At 63.0% G+C, this 24,146-nt stretch carries 22 protein-coding genes and 2 pseudogenes; 11 read left to right on the top strand and 13 right to left on the bottom strand.

All coding sequences use genetic code 11. The features are described from left to right. A pseudogene (locus BG57_RS33005) lies at positions 1-940 on the top strand (integrase); the annotation flags it as partial. 50 nt (positions 941-990) lie between these two features. Further along, positions 991-1,509 carry a hypothetical protein gene (locus BG57_RS31185; RefSeq protein ID WP_052005780.1) on the top strand — a complete coding sequence of 173 codons (519 nt, stop codon included), beginning with the start codon at positions 991-993 and terminating at the stop codon, positions 1,507-1,509. A 135-nt stretch (positions 1,510-1,644) separates the two neighbouring features. On the opposite strand, the gene BG57_RS34235 is transcribed toward BG57_RS31185, so the two are convergent. Then, positions 1,645-1,746 (bottom strand): hypothetical protein, encoded by a 102-nt coding sequence (locus BG57_RS34235; RefSeq protein ID WP_338151974.1) that lies wholly within the window; start codon positions 1,744-1,746, stop codon positions 1,645-1,647. On the opposite strand from BG57_RS34235, the gene BG57_RS33000 reads away from it, so the two are divergent. After that, on the top strand, positions 1,703-2,146 hold the full coding sequence (locus tag BG57_RS33000; protein ID WP_035963530.1) for a hypothetical protein: 444 nt from the start codon (positions 1,703-1,705) through the stop codon (positions 2,144-2,146). The two genes, BG57_RS34235 and BG57_RS33000, sit on opposite strands and share 44 nt — an antisense overlap. 1,206 nt (positions 2,147-3,352) lie before the next feature. Here BG57_RS33000 and BG57_RS12895 read toward each other — a convergent pair. After that, the gene (locus BG57_RS12895) at positions 3,353-4,528 is read right to left on the bottom strand and encodes an NYN domain-containing protein (protein ID WP_035963528.1); all 1,176 of its coding nucleotides are present in this window, start codon (positions 4,526-4,528) and stop codon (positions 3,353-3,355) included. 197 nt (positions 4,529-4,725) lie between these two features. Between BG57_RS12895 and BG57_RS12890 the strand changes: the two genes are divergently transcribed. The 4 genes from BG57_RS12890 to BG57_RS12875 all read left to right on the top strand — a co-directional run bounded on the left by BG57_RS12890 (position 4,726) and on the right by BG57_RS12875 (position 8,470). Further along, the gene (locus BG57_RS12890) at positions 4,726-5,262 is read left to right on the top strand and encodes a substrate-binding domain-containing protein (RefSeq protein WP_371875875.1); all 537 of its coding nucleotides are present in this window, start codon (positions 4,726-4,728) and stop codon (positions 5,260-5,262) included. A gap of 54 nt (positions 5,263-5,316) precedes the next feature. Beyond that, positions 5,317-5,886, top strand: a complete 570-nt coding sequence (locus BG57_RS12885) for a SulP family inorganic anion transporter (RefSeq protein WP_052005779.1) — start codon at positions 5,317-5,319, stop codon at positions 5,884-5,886. A gap of 296 nt (positions 5,887-6,182) precedes the next feature. Further along, positions 6,183-7,187: an LLM class flavin-dependent oxidoreductase gene (locus BG57_RS31180; protein WP_160174727.1), complete on the top strand. Its 1,005-nt coding sequence runs from the start codon at positions 6,183-6,185 to the stop codon at positions 7,185-7,187. Next, positions 7,184-8,470, top strand: a complete 1,287-nt coding sequence (locus tag BG57_RS12875) for an LLM class flavin-dependent oxidoreductase (protein WP_035963526.1) — start codon at positions 7,184-7,186, stop codon at positions 8,468-8,470. The genes BG57_RS31180 and BG57_RS12875 overlap by 4 nt, the downstream gene beginning before the upstream one ends. A gap of 63 nt (positions 8,471-8,533) precedes the next feature. On the opposite strand, the gene BG57_RS12870 is transcribed toward BG57_RS12875, so the two are convergent. The 8 genes from BG57_RS12870 to BG57_RS12835 form a co-directional block, all read right to left on the bottom strand. Further along, positions 8,534-9,802: an acyl-CoA dehydrogenase family protein gene (locus BG57_RS12870; protein WP_052005777.1), complete on the bottom strand. Its 1,269-nt coding sequence runs from the start codon at positions 9,800-9,802 to the stop codon at positions 8,534-8,536. A gap of 35 nt (positions 9,803-9,837) precedes the next feature. Beyond that, entirely contained in the window at positions 9,838-11,178 is a 1,341-nt protein-coding gene (locus BG57_RS12865) for an LLM class flavin-dependent oxidoreductase (protein WP_035963523.1), read from the bottom strand. Positions 11,179-11,224: 46 nt separating this feature from the next. Further along, a complete protein-coding gene (locus BG57_RS12860) occupies positions 11,225-12,613 on the bottom strand; it encodes an LLM class flavin-dependent oxidoreductase (protein ID WP_035963519.1) in 1,389 nt (462 codons plus the stop codon). Then, positions 12,610-14,313, bottom strand: a complete 1,704-nt coding sequence (locus tag BG57_RS12855) for a dipeptide ABC transporter ATP-binding protein (RefSeq protein ID WP_052005776.1) — start codon at positions 14,311-14,313, stop codon at positions 12,610-12,612. The genes BG57_RS12860 and BG57_RS12855 overlap by 4 nt, the downstream gene beginning before the upstream one ends. 5 nt (positions 14,314-14,318) lie before the next feature. Then, positions 14,319-15,233, bottom strand: coding sequence for an ABC transporter permease (locus tag BG57_RS12850; protein WP_035963517.1), 915 nt, complete (start codon positions 15,231-15,233; stop codon positions 14,319-14,321). Between the two features lie 31 nt (positions 15,234-15,264). Next, positions 15,265-16,212, bottom strand: a complete 948-nt coding sequence (locus BG57_RS12845; protein ID WP_035963514.1) for an ABC transporter permease — start codon at positions 16,210-16,212, stop codon at positions 15,265-15,267. Continuing rightward, complete coding sequence (locus BG57_RS12840) at positions 16,209-17,873, bottom strand: ABC transporter substrate-binding protein (RefSeq protein WP_229754058.1); 1,665 nt, start codon at positions 17,871-17,873, stop codon at positions 16,209-16,211. Before BG57_RS12840 ends, BG57_RS12845 begins: the two co-directional genes overlap by 4 nt. Positions 17,874-18,012: 139 nt before the next feature. Continuing rightward, complete coding sequence (locus tag BG57_RS12835) at positions 18,013-19,596, bottom strand: ABC transporter substrate-binding protein (RefSeq protein ID WP_035963508.1); 1,584 nt, start codon at positions 19,594-19,596, stop codon at positions 18,013-18,015. Between the two features lie 255 nt (positions 19,597-19,851). Here BG57_RS12835 and BG57_RS12830 point away from each other — a divergent pair, with 255 nt between their 5' ends. Beyond that, positions 19,852-20,550, top strand: coding sequence for a dienelactone hydrolase family protein (locus BG57_RS12830; RefSeq protein ID WP_035963506.1), 699 nt, complete (start codon positions 19,852-19,854; stop codon positions 20,548-20,550). 150 nt (positions 20,551-20,700) lie between these two features. Here the strand turns inward: BG57_RS12830 and BG57_RS12825 are convergent, their stop codons facing one another. Beyond that, a complete protein-coding gene (locus tag BG57_RS12825; RefSeq protein ID WP_308743680.1) occupies positions 20,701-20,883 on the bottom strand; it encodes a hypothetical protein in 183 nt (60 codons plus the stop codon). A 286-nt stretch (positions 20,884-21,169) separates the two neighbouring features. Between BG57_RS12825 and BG57_RS12820 the strand changes: the two genes are divergently transcribed. Both BG57_RS12820 and BG57_RS33775 read left to right on the top strand, forming a co-directional pair. Further along, entirely contained in the window at positions 21,170-21,607 is a 438-nt protein-coding gene (locus tag BG57_RS12820) for a LysE family translocator (protein ID WP_052005775.1), read from the top strand. Between the two features lie 103 nt (positions 21,608-21,710). After that, positions 21,711-21,830 (top strand): annotated as a pseudogene (locus tag BG57_RS33775) (amino acid ABC transporter substrate-binding protein); the annotation flags it as partial. Positions 21,831-21,985: 155 nt separating this feature from the next. On the opposite strand, the gene BG57_RS12815 reads toward BG57_RS33775, so the two are convergent. Together BG57_RS12815 and BG57_RS12810 are read right to left on the bottom strand one after the other, a co-directional pair. Continuing rightward, on the bottom strand, positions 21,986-22,189 hold the full coding sequence (locus BG57_RS12815) for a cold-shock protein (RefSeq protein WP_035963500.1): 204 nt from the start codon (positions 22,187-22,189) through the stop codon (positions 21,986-21,988). A gap of 208 nt (positions 22,190-22,397) precedes the next feature. Beyond that, positions 22,398-23,588, bottom strand: a complete 1,191-nt coding sequence (locus BG57_RS12810) for a porin (protein ID WP_035963497.1) — start codon at positions 23,586-23,588, stop codon at positions 22,398-22,400. 287 nt (positions 23,589-23,875) lie between these two features. Here BG57_RS12810 and BG57_RS12805 point away from each other — a divergent pair, with 287 nt between their 5' ends. Beyond that, positions 23,876-24,106: a hypothetical protein gene (locus tag BG57_RS12805; protein ID WP_035963493.1), complete on the top strand. Its 231-nt coding sequence runs from the start codon at positions 23,876-23,878 to the stop codon at positions 24,104-24,106. The last annotated feature ends 40 nt before the right edge of the window (positions 24,107-24,146 follow it).

The following is a 24,146-nucleotide window of genomic DNA, read 5'->3' as shown; positions in this document are numbered from 1 at the left end:
CGCGATGGCCAATCAACCGCAACAGCTGACCTTGCCGCCGCCGCGCACCTATACGCGCACCGACTTCACGGCGCCGCGCGCGTTCGTGCAGCGGCTGCCGGCGGCCACCATCGCGCGGCTCGACTACGATCCCGAACACGCGCCGCACGCGGCGAGCGCCGACGCGATGGAGCGGTTTCTCCGCACAATGCGCGATGACCTTGCGCATGGTCGACCAGGCGTCGACGCTCGCCGCGGCGGTGCCGGTCGCCCCGCACCCGGTGACCCTGTGGTTCCGGCCGCTGATGGCGCAGCGCCTGACGGAGAGGGGATCGCCATCCTGGGCGCGCGGAGGATCGTCGCGTGGCTGCAGCGGCATGAGGCGACACTCTGCGTGAAGGTGGCCGCCGACGTCGACTCGGCGTCGTTAGTGCCGGCGCGTGCCAGCGCAGGGACGGGGCCGACCGCGTCATCGTGGTCGGCGGCGATCCGAGCGAACCGCGCCTGGCGCCGTTCGAGCACCTCGCGGTGCCGGCCGAATTATCGGGGCCAGGGCTTTTACCGGGCGACGAGCTTTGCGTTCGTTCGCGCCGAACACGAGCTCGCCGCGGTGCACGCATACCTGCACCGCTATCGGGATCGGCCGACCACTTTGCGCGCGTACACGCGCGAGCTCGAGCGGCTGATTCTGTGGAGTGTGGTGGTGCGGCGCAAGGCGCTGTCGTGGCTGAGGGTCGAGGACTGCGAGGCGTACAAGGATTTTCTAAGGACTCCGCTACGTCGTTCACCGGACCGAAGCGCCCGCAGCAGCGGCCGCTGGCGCTCATTCGCGCCCGAAGGGCTGTCGGCCGACGGTCAGGCGCATGCGGTGCGGGTGCTACGGGCCGCGTTTGCGTGGCTGGTCGAGGTGCGGTATCTCCCGGCAATCCGTGGAGCGCGGTACATGAACCGGCGACGGTGACGCGTGAGCTTTTCGTGCAAGGCCACCGTGCGCTGCCCGCGAGCTTATGGATGCAAGTGCGTCAGGCGCTCGATGCTCGCTGCGACGGGTTCAAGGGTGTCGTGCCCGAGGCGGGCGATGAGGCGGGGCAATGGCGCGCTGCGCGGGCGGCGATCCTATTGATGGGGGATTCCGGATTGCGGCGCGCGGAGGCGGCGCTCGCCCGGCGCGAAGATTTGCGCCTCGCCGAGGTGGCCGGGGAGGGGCACGCGTCGCGAAGTTCCATGCTCCGCTCACCGTCGCAAGCAACGCCGCCACACTCGGTCGAGTCGAAGCGTGGCAGTTCGACCGTCTGGACACTGACCGTCATCGGCAAGCGCCGCAAGAAGCGCACGGCGCCCGTCAGCGGTGCAACCGTCGCGGCACTGCGCGCCCATTGGCAAGACCGGGCGCGCGACTTCCACGCGCCGCATGAGCACGGGCCGCTGATTGCACCGCAGTGGATCCCGGCCACGCCCGCCGCACTCAAGCGGCATGATGCCCAGACGAAGAAAGGGCCATATACGTCGATGCGTTCGGGCGGCTCGTGAGAACGGCCGTCCAACGGCTCGCCAGGGACAGTGCTGCGCTGGTGGACTTCAGCACGGACGACCTTGCTTCTTTCATTCGAATGCGGGCGTTCGTTCGCCGTGTCGCTTCGACGACGTAACCGCTACTCCTCGTCCTTAGCATACTAGCGCGCGGCGGCCTCGAGCATCCGCCGATGCTCGGCCCCGCACATAGATGGAGGTCGTCTGCAGCGAGGCATGTCCCAGAATTTCCTCCACGACATCGGCGGGCGTCTCCCGCGCGACCGCCCGCGTGCCGAATGTGTGCGTCGCGCATCTGGGGCAACTGCGGCGCGTCTATGTCGAGGCGTCCGGTTCGATCAGCATCGTCTGGAGGGCCCAGCAGTGTCCCGGCCTGGCGGTGCGGCCTGATTTGGACGAGTCCCTGCTCGATGCGATCGGCGCTCCGGGCTACTTTTCATGCTGGAGCTGCAGCTTCACGGTGCAGTCCGACGAGCGGCCCACGACGGCGTGCCCGGCATGCGGCTTTCAACGGTGGGAATCCTCGGTCAGGGTGCCGGTTGAGCGAACGACCAAAACCGAAATTGAGCAGACGAGCGAGGCTTGGCCGCGTTATGGTCGAGAAGGCAGCGCAACAGAGGTGCACGTCGAAGATTGATCGGCTTCGAGCTATATGCATTGAATCCAGCGTCGTTCGCCGCTCGGAAATCCCGATTCCCGGATACAGCCGAATGGCCCGACGCGATAGATGTGGAAATCCCGCCGCACGAAAGCGACTGCTTGTTGCTGTGGCGTCGCCACCGTCAGCTGTAGGCACAAGCGGCGATACGTCGGCCGGGCCGTGCGGCGCGTACGAATGAATCCATTACGTCTATCCTAAAGGTCGTTGAAAACGCGTAGATAAGGTTGAAACTGCCGCGTAGATGAAAGCGTCGCCAGTAGTACCACCTCTCGTCAAAAACGCGGTTCCGGCTAAACCAATGAGGGCTTACGAAGCGGCCGTATGCCCAAATGCGCCTGCGCTTTACTGACGAGGGCTATAGACACGACGAGATCGGTGCCGAAGAGTGCCGGCCGTGCAGAACCTGAGAGAAAACCAATGATGATCTATCACAGCGGACCGGCGTTCGAGCCGAATGTCGTGCGAAACGGAAACATCTTTGAGGCAACGGCGTCAATCGTCGAGGAGGACGGTCGCGTAAAGTCGCAGGGGAAGCTTGGTTTTTTGCGAGCGAAGACTGCGCGATGCAATTCGCGGTTCGCGCGGCGACGGCGTATATCGAGGGAGACGATTTGCCGGTGCCGCCTGTGCGCTTGTCCGCTTAGACGTGGTTGATCCCATCGCCCTTATCGCAGGCTACTGCCAGCGTTTGCCCATCTTCGCCTTATTAACTCACGACGCGCGTCAGTTGTTTGGCAATGAAGTCCGGTGCCGATGCCTCGGCAAACGTCCATCTACTTCGTGTCAGACGATTGATCCAATGTCCAGTTCGGGTGTATCAATCCTTCTCTAGCGTGTCCCACCAATAGGTCGAGGCGTTCATTCCAGTTTTCGTTCTCTAGGCTCTTAACGTTGCGACCGGTATCGTTGTCATACCGCTCACAGCGCATTCACTGGTTCCGCTGTCTGCTTTGTTTGCCCCTTGCCGCGACGCGGGTCCGCGGCGCCGCCCGAAAAGCGCAGAAACTGTCGCCGCTCCACCCGAACAGACGATCAGTTCTCGGAAGGCGGCGTGGCCAGGGATACGAGTAACCCGCGGCGGAGATACGCAACAGATTGCTTCCGGCTTGCGGACACCGGTGGGCGGACCTCTGTCGTGCGATATCGACTAGCGCAGCCCGGGTGATCCACCGGCGAAACGTGTTACTGGTCGCTCACGCTCTCAAAGCCTTTGCGTGAAGCTCGGCTGCGGGAAGTCGGTTTACGCGACGGCTTCGCCGGTTCCTCCTCCGCTATCACCTCCTGCACCGCCTGCTTATCGTCCTGTGTGTCGGGTTTCCGCAGTGGTGATTTAGTTGCTGCGGTCTTCTTGGCGCGGCGCTGCCCGGACGCCTTCCCCTTCCTCGGTTCGTCCAGCAGTTCGGACTTCTTGGATTGAACGTCCGCCTGCGTCTCTAGGCCATCCGCCGACGCCGCTGTTGCCGTTTCCTTGGGCGTTACGGATTCGGGTTTGTCGTGTTCTCCGGGAACGACCGGTGCCGCCGCATGGCCGGCGTCCTTCGCACTTGTGGCATACGGACGAGAAACGAAGGCGCCGGATTTGTCGTCGCGTCCCACGACCAACAAGCCACGCAGTTGAGCCTCGTCGAGCAGGTTACCGAACGCCCTGAACCCGTACTGCGTCTCGCTAAAGCCAGGCTTGCGTCGCTTGATCGCGCTTTTCAGCACAGACGCCCAAATTTTGCCGCTTTCACCTCGTTCAGAGGAGAGCGCCTCGAAGGTTTCGACCGCGATTGCGATCGCGTGCGACCTACGCGCCTCAATCTCCTCTTTTGGCTGACGATCTTCTTCTGACACACGCTTGGCTTCACGCGCTTCCTGCTTTGCGCTCGCGCGTTGCTGCTCACGAACCAGATCGTCGTAGAAGATGAATTCGTCGCAGTTCGCGACAAGCAAGTCGGACGTGGACTGCTTAACGCCGACGCCGATCACTTTCTTCGCGTTTTCCCGTAACTTAGAAACGAGGGGCGAAAAGTCAGAGTCTCCGCTGATGATGACGAAAGTATCGACGTGTGACTTTGTGTAGCAAAGGTCGAGCGCATCGACGACAAGACGGATATCGGCCGAATTCTTGCCTGACTGGCGCACATGCGGAATTTCGATCAATTCGAAACTGGCTTCATGCATCGACGCCTTGAAGCCCTTGTAACGGTCCCAGTCGCAATAGGCTTTCTTGACGACAATACTCCCCTTCAGCAGTAGACGCTCTAGCACGGGTCTAATATCGAACCTCTCGTACTTGGCATCGCGTACACCGATAGCGACGTTCTCGAAATCGCAGAACAACGCCATGTTGACGCTTTCCTGAGGTCCGGCCATTCGATTCTCCCGTTTATGACGTGCATTGCTCAATGAACGCATGATAGCGCGCCGTCAATCTGTGAATCGCAATTCATGGACTATCTGCCGAACATAACGTTACCGTTAAGGGCGATTCCAGCCTAGCTGATCGGTCGAGATTCAGGGCACGGTCGGCGCCAGCAAAGGCCACCATCTCGGGCAACGGCAAGCTGAGCGTGCACGCGGCGTGGGGCGCAGTCGTCACGCGCGGCGGCAACGAGCATTCGGCGCGCGACTACCTGCACGCGCTGCTGGAACACACCGTGAGACTCGATCCGGGCGCGCGCCGCGCCGCCGGCACGTTCACAGTCGAAAAGCGGGGCGATGTGCAGCTCGCCTGGGAAAACGACGCCTTGCGGGAAGTCGGGGACAACGCTACCGATCTCGAAGTCGTCTATCCGCCGGTGAGCAACCTCGCGGAGCCTTACGTTGCGTGGGTCGATGCCAACGTCGCTCGCCATCACACTGCACGCGAGGCGCAGCCCTATCTCTCCTTTCTGTTCTCCGACGATGCGCTACGCATCATCGCGCAACCCGGCTACCGTCCTTATGACCCGCGTTTTGCGGCCTCGTCTGCGCCGCTGACGCTGTTTCCGGTGACCGCTATTGCCCGCGACTGGGACGACGCGAATCACCGTTTTTTCGATGAAAACGGCATTCTGGACAGCGTATCCCGATCAGCGAGCATCGCCACGAAAGGAAGTCGATCATGACACGAACCGCCTTGCGCTACGACTGGCCTACCGGGCGACGCGATCGGGCTGGCGGTGCTGACCGTCGCGGCGATCTTGTTGCCACAGGGCATGGCTTACGCTTCGATCGCGGGTGTAGATCCCCGCTTCGGTCTCTACTCGGCGGTGGTGGCGACGCTGGTGGCATCGCTGCTCGGTTCGTCGTCGCATCTCATCAACGGGCCGACCAGCGCCATCTCGCTGGTGGTACTCAGCGCGCTCGCCTTTCTCGATCCGAACAACACCGCCGATGTCTATGAAGCGTTGTTCCTGCTCGGCGTGATGGTCGGCATCGTGCAGATCGGCATTGCGGTGTTTCGGCTCGGCGATCTCACACGGTACATCTCGGAGTCGGTCATCATCGGCTTCATGGCGGGCGCGGCGGCGTTGCTGGCGATCGGTCAGATCGGTAATGCCTTGGGCGTGCGCGAGAAAGGCAATGGCCATCAGCATGTGCTCGAACGGCTGTGGCTCACGCTGGCCCACGGCGATCCAGTCAACCAGAAGGCACTGGCCGTCAGCGCTGCTTCCATCGTGCTGGCGCTGGTGTTGCGTCGCGTGGTGCGCCGCCACCGCTGCCGGAAATGGACATGTTCGTCACGCTGATCGTGATCTCCGCGCTTGCCTACGCTCTCGGCTAACCTGGTCGACTACCGTGCGGGCCGTACGCCGCACTTACGCCTTGCTCGGCGACGACAACGTGTGCCCACATTGCATCGGACGCGCGGATGCAGCGCGCTCGGCCGAACTCTATTACCTGGTGTGAACGCTCTTCAGACGCCGCGACGCGGAATATCGATGTTCCGAACGCTCGTTTTGCGGGTGTCGTGACGGCTGATAGATTGTCCGGACGCATCGATTTTTTGACCGATCGCTTCGGACCAATCCAGGGGAGAGTCAGCTTGTCCGCGCCATTGAACATCGGAATCGAACTATCCGGAAGTGAACTGCTGAACGCGCTCGGTCCGCATGGAGCGGGCGATCTCGGTCGCGCGCTCGATGCCAGCGGCGCAGATTATGCCGTGCTCGGCGGCGAGCGCGACAGGGAGGTGCCTTTGGCATCACCGAGTCCAACCGTAACTGGCGCGTTGCTGGCAAGTCATACGGTGCGTGTCGGATGGGTGGTCGCGGCTTCGCCGCAGCGAGATCATCCGTTCAACATTGCGCGGCGCACGGCATCGCTCGATCATTTCAGCGCAGGCCGCGCGGGTTGGCTGGCGCTTCGCCGGGACCGGGCGGCGGAACTCGGACTGGGCGAGAAAAGCGTGTGGACCCACGCGCCCGCCGATGCATCGACACTTGCCGATGCCGTTCTCGCGGTACGCAAGCTATGGCGAAGCTGGCCGCGCGAATCGCTCGATGCCGATCACGCCGTGGCGCTCGAAGCGCCGGTGCGCATTGCCGGCCACGAGGGCGTTTTCCCGACCCGTGGACCCTTGAACAGTCCCACCACGCCGCAAGGCGAACCCGTGGTGTTCTGGCGATGGCACGCCGACGCGCCAGTCGCAGAGGAACTCGCAGCGCTGCGCAGCGCCGATGTCGTTCACGTCGATGCGGACGCGCTCGACGCTTTCCTTTACACGTCCGCCGACGTGCTCGATCGCGCCGATGCATCCGGTGAACCCATCCGCATCCATGTGCGCACAGTCTGGCGCGACACGCTCGAATCGCAACTGAGCCGATGGCGCGCGTATCCCCACGTGACGGGCATCACCTTGCTGCCGCGCGCGGGCGAGCTGCACGCATGGTTTGCCGATGGACGCATCGCGCGCCTGGCGCAAGCGTCCGCCGACCGCAGCGAGCAAGCCATCACGCTTCGTGCGCGTCTCGGGATCGCGCGCCGTATCGAACCCGATCTGAGCGGCAATCCGCCCGCTTTCGAAACCGCGAAAAAGGTCGCCGCATGAGTCAGCAGTCATCGCGCCACGTCATCCTCAACGTCAATGTGCTCGACTTCGGCGTATCGGCCGCGGCCTTCGAGTATTCGGGCTTGCCCGCCGATTCGGTCACCTCGGCCGATTACTATGCGCAGATCGGCCGCATTGCCGAACGCGGCAAGCTCGATGCGTTCTTTCTCGCCGACAGTCCCGCCCTGCCACACGATCCACGCGGCCGTGGCGCACGGGCGCTGGAGCCATCGCTGATCCTGACGGCGGTGGCGGACGCAACGCGTCATCTCGGGGTCATCGGTACGCTGTCGACCACCTACAACGATCCCGTCGAACTGGCCGAACGGTTGCTGACGCTCGACCATGTGAGCGGCGGTCGCGCCGCATGGAACGCGGTGACCACCTACAGTCCCGCCGTCAGCCCGAACTTCGGTCTCTCCGATAACCCCGAGCGTGAACTGCGCTATCGCCGCGCCAACGAGTTTGTCGATGTCGTGCTGGGTCTCTGGCGCGGCGCGATCGATGGATCCACAGTTGAGCATCACGGCGAGTTCTTCGATGTACACGGACGACTGGCGCTCGGTGCGTCGCCACAGGGACATCCGCTGGTGGTGCAGGCGGGCGGCTCGCCGCAGGGACGGAAACTGGCGGGCCGGTCGGCTAACGCGGTGTTTGCCGCCGAACTGGACCTCGAGGCCGCGCTGGAGCACTACGAGCAGGTCAAGGCCGCAGCGGTTTCGGCAGGCCGCCGGCGCGAAGACATTGCGATCTTGCCGGGCCTGATCACGATCATCGGCAGTACGCGGGAAGAAGCCTACGCGCGCGAGACGCGACTGAGCGAACTGGCGGGCGGCCGGCACGAGGTCGGCGCGCTCAGTGCGCGGCTCGGTTACGACCTGACGCGACTCGGCTACGACGAGCGTATTCCTGCCGAGGGTTATGCCGATCTGCCCGATCCGCAGTTGTTCAAGGCGTCGCTGGGCTTTCGGGAATCGATCGTGCGCGTGTTGCGCAAGCGCTCCTATACGGTGCGGGAACTGGTGGCGGAATTCGGTCACAGCACGCACAAGCGTTTCGTCGGCACACCAGAGGAAATCGCCGGGTTTATCGAAACGTGGTTCCGTGCCGGGGCGGCAGACGGCTTCAATCTGATGCCCGATGTATTCCCCGGCGGTCTCGACGTATTCGTCGAGGAAGTGGTGCCGCTGTTGCGCAAGCGCGGCCTGTTTCGGCACGAGTATGAAGACGATACCCTGCGCAAGCGGTGGGGTGTGGCTCAGCCGGTGCGTATCGCCGCCTGAGTACGGAGTCAACGGGAGGGCCGGGTTGACCGGCCCGCTTACCCTGCAACGTCACCGTCAACCTCAACCGTTACCCACCCGATACGACGCCGGCGGCACCGTGCCATTCACGACAAACGCGCCGACCTGCCGTTCCCGATACACACGCGGATTGTGCGACGAGATGGTGCGGGCATTACGCCAGTAGCGATCGAGTCCTGCCGTGCGCAGCGTCGCGGATGCGCCGAGGGCATCGAATAGATCGGTGCTCGCATCGAGCACCAGCCGCGTAATCACCGAGACGGACTGATCGACTTCCACATGAGCGAGTGCGTTGGCGTGTTCGCGTTGAGCGGCGTCGGCATCGGTATCGAGATGCGTCTGGTAGCTGCGTTGCAGGGCTTTCGCGGCATGCAGCGCGATCGCGCCGGCTGAATAGGCCGCACCGTGCACGCGGCCCACCACCTGAAGGATCTGCGGATCGTCGGCGACGCGCGCGGCGTTGCCATGACTGTAGACACGATCGCGTTGCTGGACACGGCGCGCCACATCGTCGGCCAGCGCACGGCCGATTCCCGCCAGCGATGCCAGATGCACGAGCTGGTAGAAGGGTACGGCGTAAGGGAAGCGCGCGGCGCTGGGGCGGACCCATTCGGGCTCCACGGTCACGTTCTCGAATATGGCCGTGCCGCTTGCGGTGAGTGCCTGACCGAAGCCGTCCCAGTCGTCTAGCACTTCGACGCCGGGGGCCGTGCGCGGCACCTGCAGAAATACCGTTTCTTCGCCGTCCTGTGCCGCGACGGCCACCCAGTCCGCAAACAGCGAGCCGGTGGTGTAAAACTTCTTGCCGTTGAGCCTCAGCCCCTGCGGCGTGCGCGAGAGCACGGTGGCGAACGTGCCGACCTTTGCCGTCCCGGCCTCCGAGAGTCCCGCGCCGATGAGCGCTCCCTGCGCGAGCAGGCCGAGCCAATGCGCCTGCCATTCCTTCTCGTGCGCCGTCAGCACGTCTTCGACGAAACCCAGGTGCGCCCGCACCGCATTGACCACGTTGGTATCGGCGGCGCCGAGTTCGATCAGCAATCCGAACAACTCGGGCAGCGTTGCACCGACGCCGCCCTGATCGCGGGGCAGTCGCAGACGTGGGAATCCGGCTTCACGCAGCCACTTGATTTCATCGTGCGGCAGACGATGCTCCAGATCGCGTTCGACGGCGCTGTCGCGAATGCGCGCGAACAGCGGGCGAAAGCGGTTCGCCAGTTCTTCGTAGCGTTCGCTGGGCGGCGCGCCCCACGCGGACAGCGGATCGTCGATCGCCTGTTCGTCGAGTGCCGGCGGCAGAGTTGCCTGAGTCATGATGATTCAATCCTTTGAGAAATGTCGATACGGGTTCAGACGGTCGCGGCGCTTGCGTGAGCGGGACGTTTGAGTCCGAGATGCTCGCGCAACGTGTGGCCGCTGTATTCGTTGCGAAAGAGTCCGCGGCGGCGCAGTTCGGGCAGCACCAGGTCGATGAATTCCGCCAGCCCGCCGGGGAACCACGGCGCCATGATGTTGAAGCCGTCCGCACCGCCTTCCTCGAACCATTGCTGCAACTGGTCTGCAATGCTCGCAGGCGTGCCGACTACCTGCTGATGACCCCGCGCCCCGGCGATGCGCAGATAAAGCTGGCGGATACTCAGTTTGTCGCGCCGCGCGAGTTCGACCAGCAGATGCTGGCGGCTCTTGGGTCCGTTGGTTTCCGGCAGTTCGGGGATCGGACCATCGACATCGTGGCCGGACAGATCGACTCCGCCGATCACCGTGGACAGCAACGCAATGCCGACCGCCGGGTCCACGCGCGATTGCAGCGCTTCGAATTTCTCCTCGGCTTCGGCCTGGGTACGCCCGGCCACCGGGAAGATGCCCGGCATGATCTTCACATCGTCGGGTTCGCGGCCATAAGCCGGCAGGCGGCCCTTGATATCGGCGTAGAACGCCCGGGCTTCGTCGAAGGTCTGATGTGCGACGAAGATCACTTCGGCGGTGCGGGCCGCGAGCGCCCGGCCGTCTTCCGATGCCCCCGCCTGCACCACCACCGGCCGCCCTTGCGGCGAACGATTGACGTTGAGCGGCCCGCGTAGATGAAAATGCTTGCCGCGATGCGCGAGCACATGCAGTTTGTCCGCATCGAAATAGATGCCGCTTTCCTTGTCGCGCACGAAGCTGTCGTCTTCCCACGAATCCCACAGACCCAGCACGACATCGTGAAATTCGGCCGCGCGCTCATATCGTTCGGCGTGATCCGGCAGGGCGTCGCGATTGAAGTTTTGCGCTTCGCTCGAACTGCTGGACGTCACCAGATTCCAGCCCGCGCGGCCACCGGAAATCTGGTCGAGCGTGGCGAAGCGGCGCGCGACGTTATACGGTTCATGGAAAGACGTGGAGACCGTCGCGATCAGACCGATACGTTCGGTCACGGCTGCGAGCGCTGCCAGCAAGGTGACCGGATCGAAAAAGTCGCTGCGGGCCGTGCGCGCGAGCGAGGGCAAATGCGTCGAGCGCACACCGGATGAATCCGCGAGAAAGATCGTGTCGAATTTAGCGGCTTCGGCCAGGCGCGCCAGTTCGACGTAATGTCGGAAGTTGCTGCCAGCATCGGCCTGCGCTTCTGGGTGGCGCCAGCCCGCGATGTGATGGCCGGTTTGCATCAGAAAAGCGCCGAGTGCGAACTGTCGAGTGGGGCGGGTCATGAATGCTCGCTGAGAGGAAGTTAATGGGATGAGTATCGCGATCGATTCAGAGCGCCGGTTGCGCCGCATCTTTGCGCACCACCTCTCGCAGCACCCGCGCCGGATGATGGTCGGGCAGATAAGGCCCGCGCCCATGCAGCTTTTCGCGCAGCGTGCCGGGTGCGTAGTGCGTCTGCATCAGGCCACGTTTTTGCAGCACCGGCACGACCTGATCGACGAATTCGCTCCACCAGCCGAGCGTCGTGACCGGCACCACGTTGAAGCCGTCCACGCCGGCCCGCGCGTAGCGTTCGACTTCGTCGGCGATCTGCTCGGGCGTGCCTGCGAAGCGGCCCGACACGGTTTCCTTCAGCAGATCGCCGAACGTCACCGTGCGATCGGGCGCGGCCTCGATGAAAGCGCGCACGTTGCCGCGTACGTGATTGGTCAGCAGCAGTTCGGAAAGCGGACGGCCCGGATCGATATCGGACAGATCGACGCCTAGGCTGCCGCTGTAGAACGCCTGCAAGGCTTCGAGACTGAGCCATTCCTTCAACTCGCGACGGCGTGCGTGCGCCTCCTGCTCCGTCGAGCCGATCACCGGCGCAAGCGAGACGATGATCTTCAACTCGTCGTCGCGCCGGCCGAATGCGCGGGCCCGCGAGCGCAGATCGGCGACGTGCTTCGCGGCGCTTTCCGGCGTGCGTGCCGCAATGAAGGTGGCCTCGGCGTGACGCGCGGCGAACGTGCGACCCGCTTCCGAGCCGCCCGCCTGAAACAGCAAGGGCGTACGTTGTGGCGACGGTTCGGCCAGATGCGGTCCTTCCACGCTGTAGCGCGCTCCGCGATGCAGTATCTTGCGTACCTTCGACGGCTCCGCAAACACGCCTGTGTCGACGTCGGCGACCAGCGCGTCGTCTTCCCAGCTCGCCTCCCACAGCTTGTAGGCGACTTCGACATATTCCTCGGCCCAGCGGTAGCGTTCGTCGTGCTCTTCGAGCTTGTCCTGACCGAAGTTGCGCGCGGCGTTGTCGAGATAGGACGTGACGATATTCCAGGCCACGCGTCCGTCGCTGAGATGATCAAGCGTGGACATGCGACGGGCGAAGTCGAAAGGATGATCCTGTATCACCGAACTCGTCACCGCAAACCCGACATGCTCCGTGGCTGCCGCAAGTGCCGAAACCAGGCTCGCCGGATCGAGACTCGGAAACTGCATCGCGGTCCGGATGGCGGTGTCGCCGTTGCCGCGAAAGCGGTCATACACGCCCACCACATCGGCGAGAAAGACCGTGTCGAAACAACCTCGTTCGACGGTTCTTGCCAGTTCGAGCCACGGCTTCAGGCGTTTGTAGTCGAGCTGGCCGTGTCCTTCGGGATGCCGCCAGTAACCGTGGCTGTGATGGTTCGGCGTGACATGGGTGAAGGCGTTGAAGATCAGTTGTCGTCGGGTCATGACAGCAGTTCCGTGAGCGGGGCGTGTGCGCGCCGCGAGCCGGTGCGCACGGGCAGCACGGCGTCGAGCAGCCGCAACGTCGATGCATGTGTGGCGTGCGCGCGCAGATCGTGCGCATCGAGCGTTTCGACAATGCGCCCACGCTCCATGACGGCCACGCGGTCGCAGAGAAATTCGATCACCGGCAGGCTGTGACCGATGAACAGATACGTCAGCCCGAGGGCCTCGCGCAGTTCCAGCAGGAGATTGAGAATTTGCGCCTGGATCGATACATCGAGGGCCGAGGTAGGCTCGTCGAGCACGATGAATTCGGGTCGAACCACCAGCGCACGGGCAAGGCCGATGCGCTGCCGCTGTCCCCCGGAAAAGGCATGCGGATAGCGGTGAAGATGACGTGCTTCGAGGCCCACGCGTTCGAGCGCTTCGCGCGCCAGCGTGTGTGCGTGGGCACGGTCGTGGGCCACGCCGAGGCGCAACGCGGGATTGCTCAGTTGATCGAGCAGCGTGCGGCGCGGATTGAGCGAAGATGCGCTGTCCTGAAACACGAACTGGAAGCGGCGGCGAAAGGACTTGAGCGCGGTGTGATCGAGCGTCGCGAGGTCGGCGCCGTCGAATCGCACCGTGCCGCGCGTGGCAGGCAGCAGATGCGCGACCACGCGCGCCAATGTCGATTTCCCCGAGCCCGATGCGCCGATCAGGCCAAAGATTTCTCCGCGCCGGACTTCGAACGAGGCGTCGGCGACGGCGTCGAAATGTTGCGTGCGGGACGGCAGCCAGGATTTCACCGAGACGAAACTGCGATACACCGCGTGTGCCTCGAGCAGAACGGGGGTGTCCGCAGATGCAACAGGAACAGCCGGAGGCTGAGCCGAAACCGCGCCGAGCCGGCGTGACGGCGATGGATTGCGTGCCCGCAAGCCGATCCCCGGCACCGCATCGATGAGACTGCGCGTGTAGGCGTGCTTCGGCGCAGACAGGACATCGGCAGTGCGCCCCGTTTCGACGATCCGCCCGGCCCGCATGACCGCGACTCGCTGACTGAGCGCCGCGACCACGCCGAAGTCGTGCGTGATGATCAGGATTGCCATGCCATGCTGACGATTCAGCCGCGTGAGCAACCCAAGCATGTCTTTTTGCAGCACCGCATCCAGTGCGGTGGTGGGTTCATCGGCAATCAGCAGACGCGGATGGTTGAGCGTGGCGAGCGCGATCATCACGCGCTGGCGCATGCCGCCGCTCAACTGATGCGGCCATGCCCGCAGTACCCGCGCCGTATCGTCGATTCCGACCTCGGCGAGCGCGGCATGCGCCCGTTTCAGTGCCTCGCTGCGCGTCAGCCGCGCACGGAGTTGCGCGGTGATCGCAAGCTGATCGCCGATGCGCATGGTCGGATCGAGCGAGGACAGCGGATTCTGGAAGATCGTCGCGACGCCCGCGCCGCGAATCGGCTCGAATTGGGCTTCGCCGAGTCCGACGAGTTGTTTGCCGTCGAAGCGAATGCTGCCGCGCACCCGCGCCGTACGTGCCGGCAGCAGACCGTTGATGGCGGTCGCCGTCACACTCTTGCCTGAACCGGACTCACCGACCAGCGCGACGATCTCGCCCGGATCGAGCGACAGGTCGACGCCACGCACGGCGGGTTCAGCGCCACGCGAGCCGATGAAATCCACTTCGAGTTGTTCGATATCGAGAAGGGGCATATGCGTCAGCCTTGCGGGTCGAGGGCGTCGGGCAGACCGTCGCCCAGCCAGTTGAAGGCCAGCGAAACGATCACGATGACAAGTGCCGGCAGTGTCGCGGCATGCGCACCGCCGAACAGCATGACTTTCGCGCCTTCGCTCACCATCCGTCCCCAGTCGGGTGCGGGCGGCTGCACGCCGAGACCGAGATAGCTCAGGCCCGCCAGGAACACGATCATGCCGCCGCACAACGTGGTGCCATACACCGCCAGTGGCGTGAGGACGTTCGGCAGAATGTCGCGCGTGACGATTGTGAATCCGGAGGCGCCGAGTGCACGCGCGGCTTCGACGTATTCGCGTTCCCGTTCGGCGCGCACGTTCGCGTAGACGACTCGCGTGAGATAGGGCAGGGCGCTGAACAGAACGGTGGCGCCCGCAGTGAAAGGTCCGGGGCCGAACACCGTGGCGAGATTGATCGCAAACAGGATCATCGGAAAGGCGAACAATAGATCGATGGCGCGCATCAGGAGCACGGCCCAAAGCCCGCGCGCGTATCCCGCGAACAGTCCGATGACCAGACTTGCCACGCAGGCGGCGGGTACGGCCGCGACCACGATGGCAAGCGAGGTGCGTCCGCCCCACAAAAGCCGGCTCGTGAGGTCGCGGCCCTGGGCATCGAGTCCGAGCGAGTGACCAGGCGTGCCGATTCCCGCCAGCCGTGCGGCGGGTTCGGCGTAGTTGGGATCGTACGGGGCGAGCCAGGGCGCAGCGAGCGACAGGCAGGCCACGACTACGAGCACGGCGACGCCCGTCAGCGCCAGCCGGTTGGCGGCGAGTCTCGCCAGCGCGTCGCGCCAGCCTTGCGGGCGCTCGGGGGCGCCGTGGGGAGCAGCGGCGCAGGTGTCATCGATGGGTGCGGCGGAAAGATCGGCATGCGGCATAAATGTCCTCGACGATACGGCGCGTATGGCCTCAGGTTCTGAGCCGCGGATTAAGCAGATCGAGTGCGATGTCCGTCACCAGATTGGCGGTGACGAAACATGCCGCGACCAGCATCACGCCCGCCTGTTCGAGCGGGTAGTCGCGCCCGGCGGCGGCCACATAGAGTTGCGAGCCGAGTCCCGGCCAGGCGAACACGTTCTCGACCAGAATCACGCCGGACAGCAGATAGCCGATTTGAAGACCGGTCATGTTGACCACCGGCGCGAGCAGATTGCGCCCGACATGCCGGCGCAATAACGCACCGCGCGGAAATCCCAGCGAACGGAAGGTGCGCACATAGTCCGCGCGGACGATCTCGATCGTGTTGGCGCGCACCAGGCGGGCGAGAATCAGCATCGATATGACCGCGGCGGAAAACGCCGGCAGCACGAGATGGCGCAGCGTGTCGAGCGCACCGCCGTCGCCGCGCAGATCGGCGATGCCGGATGCGGGCAGCCAGTGCAGCTTCAGCGAGAACAGCCAGACGAGCACCAGTCCGAGCCAGAAGATCGGGACGTTATGGCCGAGCTGAATAGCGAACATGGAAATGGCATCGGCGCGCGTGCCGTGACGCAAGCCTGCGAATACGCCGATCGCAACGCCGAACACCACACACAACACCACGGCAGCGAGCGTGAGCAACACGGTATTGAGAAAGGCCGGCGCAAGCACGCTGGCGACGGGCACGCGCAACACCAGCGAGTCGCCCCATCGCCCGGAAAGGAAATGTCCGAGCCAGACGAAGTATTGTTCGACGATCGGCCGGTCCAGACCATAGGCGTGACGGATGGCATCGATCGACGCCTGCGAGACTTGCCCGGTCAACGCGTTCGAAATCGGATCGCCCGGCGCGAGATGCGCCGACCCGAACACCAGAACGGAGATCGCCAGGAACAGCGGAATGGCTTGCACCAGCCGCAGTAGGATCGTACGGATCATGCCGACAGCGAGACGCGCGACAGGTCGTACCAGTTCTGCGCCGGCACATTGAAGCCCCGAACCTTCGCACTGGTCGTGAAGTATCGCGTGAAGGAAACCAGCGGAACCGTCGCGGCCTGTTGCTGCAGCAGACCATTGGCGTGCTGCCATGCGGCGATGGCTTTGGATTCGTCCACCTCGCGCGAAGCGGTTTCAACCGCTTCCTTCAACTCCAGGCCGACCAGTTCCGCTCCGCCGCGCGAGACCACATAGCCCTGGTAGACGATCCGCACCCACAGTGGCGTGACGAAGCCCCATTCCATGCTGGTCAGGGCGACTTCAGGCGCAAGCTTCGGCAGATTGGACGTGTAGGTCAGCCATTCCTGCGACAGGATATCCACATGAATGCCGACCTTGGCGAGGTCGCGCTGAATCCATTCGATGCTGGGCTGATTGGCCTCGTCGGTCGCGATCGTGAAACGGATGTCGCCGTCCTTGAAGCCTGCGCCGGCCAGCAGCCTGCGCGCGGCCTCGGGGTCGTAGGCATAATCGCGCTGCTTCGGATCGAAGGCGGTGTTGCCGGGATTGAGAATGCTGTAGGCCGCCAGTGCATGACCCTTGAAAAGCGTCTTCGCCAGCCCTTCGCGGTCGATTGCCTGGATGATCGCCTGACGCACCGGCAGTTGCTGCGCAAAGCGATTGCGGAAATTCCAGCCGAGGTAAAGCAGCCCCGCGCCCGCGCTCTCGGGCACGCTGTAGCCGCTGCCGGTAAGCGTTGCGACCGCGTCCGCCGGAGTGCGGGTGAGAATATCAATCTCGCCAGCCTGTAGTGCGGCAAGACGGGTGGCGTCGTCGGTGATCGGGCGGAACACGACACGCTCGACATGGGCGCGCGTGCCCCAGTATTGATCGTTGCGTGCCAATTCGGTTTTTTCGCCATGCACGCGTGTGACGAGCCGGAAGGGACCGGTTCCCGTAGCATGCTGCGCCAGCCCGTCCTGGCCGTATCGCTTCAGCGCCTGCGGACTGAAGATGCCGGACACATAGTTTCCCTGCGGCAACATGCGCAGAAAGTCGCGGAACGGATGATTGAAGGTGTAGCGGATCGTGTGGCTGTCAAGCACTTCGAACGACTTGAGATCACCATAGACGGCTTTCATGAAGGCATTTGCCTTCACGTCGTAAAACTCGAAAGCCGGATCGTGGAAGCGGCGTACGTTGAATTCCACCGCATGGGCGTCGAAATCGGTGCCGTCGTGGAATTTGACGTTGCGACGCAAATGAAAGGTGAAGGTGGTGGCGTCGTCGCTGACCTGCCAGCTCTCGGCGAGCGCGGGGACGAGATCGGGCGGTCCCTTCGCGGCAGGCTTCGACAGATCTTCGGCCAGCAGCGATTCGTAGATATGCCGATCGACGCGATAGGTTTCCCAAGAGTACTGATGATTCGGATCGTAGACGGTCGGTTCCTGATACGAGCCTACGACGAGCGTGCCGCCATCGCCGGCGGCGGCCGCCGATGCCACGCCCGAAGAGCGGGCGCCGCGCCATACACCGTAAGTGATCGCGCCGACGCCGATGGCGGCGCCTGCGGCAAGTACCGCCCGACGGCGTGGCCTGGCAGGGGAATTGGGAGGAGTAGTCGACATCGGACGGAAAAAATCGGTTGAGCCTGAAGCGGGCAAGGCCGAAGCCGGCTTGCCCGCGATCAGCAGAGAAGAAAGAGGCTAGGGCCGCGCGGCTTGCCGCACAACCAATGATTCGTGCGATCGTTATGGGGGCCGGCGTGCTAACGAACGATCGGAGTCGACAGACCGCCTGTCGCTACTTTTCGATGTAGAGGTCTGCGAAGTTGCCGCGCAGGCCCTCGCCGGTCGGCGCATAGTTTCTGACCTTGTTGGACACGATCGTGATGTTCGGATTGGCGCCGAACTCGATCGACGGAATGTCGTCGTGAACGATCTGCTGAAATTGCAGGAACAGTTGACGGCGCTTTCCTTCGTCGGTCTCGACCGACGCGGCTTCGAGCAGGCGGTCCACCTCGGGGTTGAAATAATGGGCAGCGTTCGAGAAGGGCAGGCCGATCTTGAAGTTCTTCGACCAGAACACGCGCTGCACGCCCACGGTCGGATCGAACACATTGGCAAGCGCTTCGAAGGTGATGTCGAAGGCCCGGTCCGTATAGGCCTTGACCACGTAGGTGCCGAAATCGTAGCTCTGGATCTGCGCGTCGATGCCGATACGCGCGAGCGATTGCCGGACGTAATCGGCGGCGCGCGGGTCTTGGAACGGGTTGTATAGCACGCGCAGCGTAAAGCGCTTGCCGTCCGGACCGCGCTTGAGTCCGAGTTGATCGAGCGCGGCGTTGGCCTGGCCGGGATCGTAGGGGAAGTAGTGAATGTTGGCGTTGTGATAGCGCGTGTTGGCCACGCCGATGGCCGCCGCCGACACTGTTCCGTAGCCGTACCACACCACCCGGTTCAGCGCGTTGACGTCGATGGCCTGCGAGATCGCGCGCCGCACGGCTTTGTCCTTCAAGACCGGCGTGTCCAGATTGAAGATCAGTTGCTGATGGTTGCTGACATAGGGCCAGTTGGTGGTATCGACGTGAAAATTCGGCAGGCTGCTGAAGCGCTTCACGTCCGATAGCGGAATGGCTTGATCGCCCAGATTCGCCGCGCCGGTTTCGAGTGCGGCGGCGCGGGCTGCCGCATCCGGAATGAAGCGAACGATCACGCGGTCCACATAGGGCTTCGGTTTATCCCAGTAGTCCGGATTGCGTTCGAACAGAATATGGTCGCCGCGCACGAACTTCTTGAAGACGAACGGACCGGTGCCGATCGGCGCGCTGTTATGCGGATTCGAGACGATGTCCGTACCTTCGTAGAGGTGCTTTGGAATGATCGGAGACTCCGAACCCGACAGCGCGGTAAGCAGAAACGGCGCGGGTTTCGACAGGTCGATGATCGCCGTATAAGCATCGGGCGTCTCCACGCCCGTCACGTTGGCGAAGGTGCTGCGGCCACGCGGATGAACCTGCTTGAGCGTCAGGATGGAGAACGCCACGTCGTCGGACGTGAAAGGCTTGCCGTCATGCCACTTCACGCCTTGTCGAAGCGTGAAGCGATAGTGCAGGCCGTCCTTGCTGACCGACCACGCGGTGGCGAGCAGCGGCTTCGGATTCAGATCCTTGTCGTAAGTAAGCAGGCCCTCGACGACCTTCGGGCCGATCTCGGCATTGCCGCCTGCGGTGGTGGTGAGCGGAACGATGGACGAGGGCTCGGGCGTGACGATCCACGTCAGCGTGCCTCCGCTGACGGGCGCGGCGGCCACGGCAACCGTCTCCGCGCCGATCAGTGCCACTGCAAGAAGCCAGCCCAGGAAACGTCTGCGCGCCCCGTTCGTCATATCCGATACCCCGCTTTGTAAGTATGCGGATGGTATCGGCGCAGCGGACTTTGAGAAAACGAGAAATACAGCTTTGCTTTGCGGCGCGTGACGCAAGCGCCGAGCCGGACGTCGCGGCCGCCAAAATTCACGAGGCCTCCTGCGATATGCATATCGACATTGCTTAGTTAGCGGCACTCGCAGGCGAGGCTATCGTGATGGACCGCGACGACACAAGTGAGCGACTGAACTGCATCAACTCGATAGAGACATGACATGTCTGAATGGATATCGCTGACCACCCGCGACGGGCGCAGCTTCGAAGCATTTCTGGCTGCGCCTGAAGCGCATTCGAAGGAAAACGGACGCGGGCTGATCGTCTTGCCGGAGGTTTATAACGTCAACAGCTTCGCGCACGACGTAGCGCAACGTTATGCGGCGCTCGGCTACGCGGTGCTGGTACCTGATTTGTTCTGGCGGCAATCGCCGGGGAAACATTACGACTACGATCAGCCGGACGCGGCGCGAGAACAGGGTGCGGCGGTTAATACGGACGCGGTGGTATCGGACGTCGGTGTGGCGGCACAGGCGCTGCGCGAGCGTCTGGGCGCGAGCGCGACAGTCGGCGTGCTCGGCTATTGCCTGGGCGGCCGGATTGCGGCGCTCGCTGGCGCGCGCGAGTCCGTCGATGCCGTGGTGTCCTACTACGGTGTCGGTCGCGACGCACATCTCGATGAACTCGCCCGCGCGAACAAGCCGTCGCTGTATCTGTTCGGCGAAACCGACCCGTGGGTGCCGCCGGCCGTGATCGATGCCGTTCAACAGCGCGCATCGGGCAATATCAATCTCGAAGTGGAGGCGTACGCAGACGCCGGACATGGTTTCGATCGTCAGGGCTTTGCGCCCTATCACCCGGCCGCCGCCGAAGCTGCCCGGGCACGCGTATTGGCGTTCTTCGATCTCCATCTTCGCTGACGCAATCGCCGTGCATCGCCTGACTTGCTGCGAAATGCCGGATGGCGCGCGACGGCTCGAAGCCTGGCTGCTCGACTCGCTGGTTCGCGCGTGAGCACGCAGACTTTCGACGGATCGTCCGGTTCCGGCCCGTTCAGCCCTTCTGTCCCGTCAGGCCGTAGCAATACGGCAGGGAGGAAGCGGCATGACGTCGCCGTCGATGAACGCGGCGGCGCAGCGAACCGCGAATCGGCACGCGCCCTTCTTGTTGGCGAATACACCGAGATCGCCCAGCGAAGTGGCTTCGCCGTCTTCCTCGAGGATCGAAGCGCGGGCAATGAACAGATTGCCCATGCGGACTGCTGATGCCTGAATCGCAGCGCCGTTGTGGTAGGAAATCATCGACGGGCACCTGTGCTGGCGTGGAGTCATCGAGCTGAGGCAGGGTGCGCCCCAGTCTCCCGGAGTGCGAACGGATTCATGAACCCTTTGTTCGCCACGAGTTTCGATCCTAATCGCGTTCGGCGGCGAACTGAACGACGTTATGTTGCATTGCATATCTGGATTTCATCGGTCAGGGCGGTATCGGCGCGCCGATCGTGCCTATCATGTGAGTCACGCTGACCTCGAGGACCACGTCATGCCGGATGAGATTCACATTCTTCTCGTGCTCGCAGGCGCGCTGCTGCTCAGCGTCGCAAGCCCGGGCCCGAATTTCGCCATCGTCACTTCTTCGGCGATGGTTTCGCGTCGCGCAGGGGTGATGACCAGACTCGGTCTTGCCGCCGCTTCGGGTACCTGGGCAGTCATCGCCGTCACCGGCGTGGGGCTATTGCTGAGTCACGTGCTCTGGCTCGACGTCGTCGTTCGGCTCGTCGGTGCCGGTTATCTGATTCTGGTCGGAGCCAGGATGATCCGACACGCCCGGCGTCCATTGATCCTGCAAACGGAGCGGCTCGAATCGGGCTGGCTGGCGATGAAGAAAGGCTATGTCGTCAGCATGACCAATCCCAAGTCGATCGCGTTTTTGCTTTGCATTGCTGAATTGCATCATCGGGCCACGAGGCAACGCCGGTAGAATTCGCCGACCGGCCGCGGGCAGTGGTTCGCTCATCCAATTCCGGCCATTCTTGCTGACAAAGGTCCGACATGAAGTCATCCGTTCTGTGCTGCTCGTCACGATGTTCAACGCTGCTGCCGCCGCCACGGCATCGGCTGCCGATGACCTCGCGCAAATCAAGTCGGCAGGCGTGTTCCGCGTCGGCACGGAGGGGACCTACGCACCGTTCACGTATCACGATGGCCGCATCGATTGCTCAGGACGCGGTATTTCTGGAAAACGGCGCTGTCGTGGAGGCGGGCCCGTCACGACGACTCTTCGGTCAACCAACTGACCCGCGCACCGCGCGTTTCATTTCCACGATCACGCAGGCGGGGCCCATCGCCTGACGGCATCTCAAAGCGGATCGATCTGGGATGCCTGACCTCCTTTCGGACCTTGCTTGACTTCGTAATTTACCTTTTGATTCTCACGCAGCGTCTTGAATCCTTCTGCGCGCACTTCGGAAAAATGCGCGAACAGATCGTCGCCGCCGTCATCCGGCGTGATGAGTCCGTATCCCTTCGCGTCGTTGAACCACTTCACCGTGCCCGTTGCCATGACTGTGTCCTTCACCGGTTTCGACGGCGGACCTCGACGTAGGCGTTGCGCACGAAGCGTGCCCCGTTGCTGTCGGGTCCGCCGTTAGGACATTTTACTTTCCACCCACTACACGCGTGACGATACGTCGCTCAATTTATCAGGCAAACGAACGAATTATTCGATGCTTATGAGCACGCGCGCTGCCGCGCTAATCAACGCTGTCACGTCAGAACTTCACGCGCAGGCCACCGAACGCCGCTACTTGCCGGTTCGTCGACGAAGCCGTGCCCGCATCCGCGATAGCCGCGATCTTCTGATAGCCGGTGCCCACGCGCGTCGACGCATCGCCTGCTGCGAGCTGATACACGCCGGACAGGTAGACATCGGTGCGCTTGGACAAGGCGTAGTCCACGCCCAACGTGAATTGGTGCCAGCGCGGCTTCAGCGTGCCCGTGGTGCCCGGCAGACTGTTGGCGCGGCCATCGGTGAAGGTGTAGACACCCACGAGCGTGGTCGATGGCGAGAGGTTGTAGCGGCCGTTCACGTCGTAGTTATTGAACTTGCGCGATGAGCCGTCGTTGTAATCGAGTTGCGTATGGCTCCATGCGAAGCCGACGGTCGCCAGGCTGCCAATGGCATAGTTCGCGCCCGCCACGGCCACTTGCTGACGGTTCACGCCGCCGTTCAGGCCATAGAAGAACGCACCGCTGTAGTCATCGCCCGTCGTGGTGGATGCGCCGCCGATCGCGCCGCTCGTATTCGTGCCCGTGTCGGGATGATCGAGCTTGTAGTAGCCCGCGCCGAGCGACAACGGACCGTTGGCGTAGTTCGCGGCCACGCCCCACGCACGGTTGTTGCCGAAGCCGGTGCCCGCGCCGCCGTTTGCCTGATTGCTGAAGGCATACAGTGCATCGACCGTGAAGCCCGCGATGGTATCGCTTCTGAACTTCGCCGCATTGTTGATGCGAAACGTCTGGTTCAGGTTGTCGTTATCGCCGATATGCGTGGCGGGCGACCAGAAGCCAGGACCGGCATAAGGCGTGAGCAGGTCGGTGTTCGGGTCGTACTGGCGTCCGAGCGTCAGTGTGCCGATACCGGTTTTCGCCAGACCGACAAAGGCCTGACGCCCGAACTCGCGTCCGCCCTGAGCGAGCGTGCCATCGTTGATGCGGAAGCCATTTTCGATGGTGAATACAGCCTTGTAGCCGCCACCGAGATCTTCCACGCCTTTGAGACCCCACCGGCTGCCGCTCTGCTTGCCGCTCGTCGACTGGATATTCGAGGCGCCGCGCTGGTTGTTCGTATAGGCGATACCGGCGTCGACCAGCCCATACAACGTGACGGAGCTTTGTGCGTGGACGATACCCGGAAGAGCGGCCAATAAGCCGGCGGCGCCGGCGAGTGCGACTCGTTTCATTCGCTTCCTTAGTTAAGTGTTAACCCCGAGTTTCGAGGGAAGCCGGATATTACGGTCGCGTTGACAGTAGCCGAACGAACGATTTCTGATTTGTAATGCCCGTAAGGAGTCGTATGTAATCCGAAGCGATGCTGAAAACAAAAACGGCCGGATTCCTTTCCGGATAAACGCAATCGGTAATGTGCTATCGGTGCACCCGAAGATTTGCTAAGGCTAAAGAGTTCTTTGTTGAGGCTGTTTCGTGGTAATAGCATGAGTTTGTTTTCTGCCATCAAGGCAGGCGCTTCATGGAACTCTTCATGCTTTACAAGGGATATGAAGTCGCGCCATCGGCCGATGTGCTTCCGAGTGGGCTGTACGCGGCAAACCTGATTATCGAAAATCGATCGGCTCCGCTCGGCGCTTCTTTCACCTTCAGTGAACTCGATTACTTTTTCGAGGCCGATCATGCCATCGCCTACGCATGGCGTTGGGCGCGGCTGTGGATCGATCAGAGCAACAAGCGGGCGGGTCACTAAAGATTCCTAAATAAGTACGCTGAGATTGATCGTCTGTCAG

The sequence above is a fragment of the Caballeronia grimmiae genome (genome assembly GCF_000698555.1).
GTDB lineage: Bacteria > Pseudomonadota > Gammaproteobacteria > Burkholderiales > Burkholderiaceae > Caballeronia > Caballeronia grimmiae.
The sequence above is the reverse complement of the archived record's forward strand: the minus strand, read 5'-3'. Positions and strand labels throughout refer to the sequence as shown.

Bases quoted from the DNA above. Each gene is read 5' to 3' on its own strand.
- BG57_RS31185 (WP_052005780.1), top strand. From the start codon at position 991: ATGCAAGTGCGTCAGGCGCTCGATGCTCGCTGCGACGGGTTCAAGGGT.
- BG57_RS33000 (WP_035963530.1), top strand. From the start codon at position 1,703: ATGGAGGTCGTCTGCAGCGAGGCATGTCCCAGAATTTCCTCCACGACA.
- BG57_RS12895 (WP_035963528.1), bottom strand. From the start codon at position 4,528: ATGGCCGGACCTCAGGAAAGCGTCAACATGGCGTTGTTCTGCGATTTC.
- BG57_RS12875 (WP_035963526.1), top strand. From the start codon at position 7,184: ATGAGTCAGCAGTCATCGCGCCACGTCATCCTCAACGTCAATGTGCTC.
- BG57_RS12870 (WP_052005777.1), bottom strand. From the start codon at position 9,802: ATGACTCAGGCAACTCTGCCGCCGGCACTCGACGAACAGGCGATCGAC.
- BG57_RS12865 (WP_035963523.1), bottom strand. From the start codon at position 11,178: ATGACCCGCCCCACTCGACAGTTCGCACTCGGCGCTTTTCTGATGCAA.
- BG57_RS12860 (WP_035963519.1), bottom strand. From the start codon at position 12,613: ATGACCCGACGACAACTGATCTTCAACGCCTTCACCCATGTCACGCCG.
- BG57_RS12855 (WP_052005776.1), bottom strand. From the start codon at position 14,313: ATGCCCCTTCTCGATATCGAACAACTCGAAGTGGATTTCATCGGCTCG.
- BG57_RS12850 (WP_035963517.1), bottom strand. From the start codon at position 15,233: ATGCCGCATGCCGATCTTTCCGCCGCACCCATCGATGACACCTGCGCC.
- BG57_RS12845 (WP_035963514.1), bottom strand. From the start codon at position 16,212: ATGATCCGTACGATCCTACTGCGGCTGGTGCAAGCCATTCCGCTGTTC.
- BG57_RS12835 (WP_035963508.1), bottom strand. From the start codon at position 19,596: ATGACGAACGGGGCGCGCAGACGTTTCCTGGGCTGGCTTCTTGCAGTG.
- BG57_RS12830 (WP_035963506.1), top strand. From the start codon at position 19,852: ATGTCTGAATGGATATCGCTGACCACCCGCGACGGGCGCAGCTTCGAA.
- BG57_RS12825 (WP_308743680.1), bottom strand. From the start codon at position 20,883: ATGGGCAATCTGTTCATTGCCCGCGCTTCGATCCTCGAGGAAGACGGC.
- BG57_RS12820 (WP_052005775.1), top strand. From the start codon at position 21,170: ATGCCGGATGAGATTCACATTCTTCTCGTGCTCGCAGGCGCGCTGCTG.
- BG57_RS12815 (WP_035963500.1), bottom strand. From the start codon at position 22,189: ATGGCAACGGGCACGGTGAAGTGGTTCAACGACGCGAAGGGATACGGA.
- BG57_RS12810 (WP_035963497.1), bottom strand. From the start codon at position 23,588: ATGAAACGAGTCGCACTCGCCGGCGCCGCCGGCTTATTGGCCGCTCTT.
- BG57_RS12805 (WP_035963493.1), top strand. From the start codon at position 23,876: ATGGAACTCTTCATGCTTTACAAGGGATATGAAGTCGCGCCATCGGCC.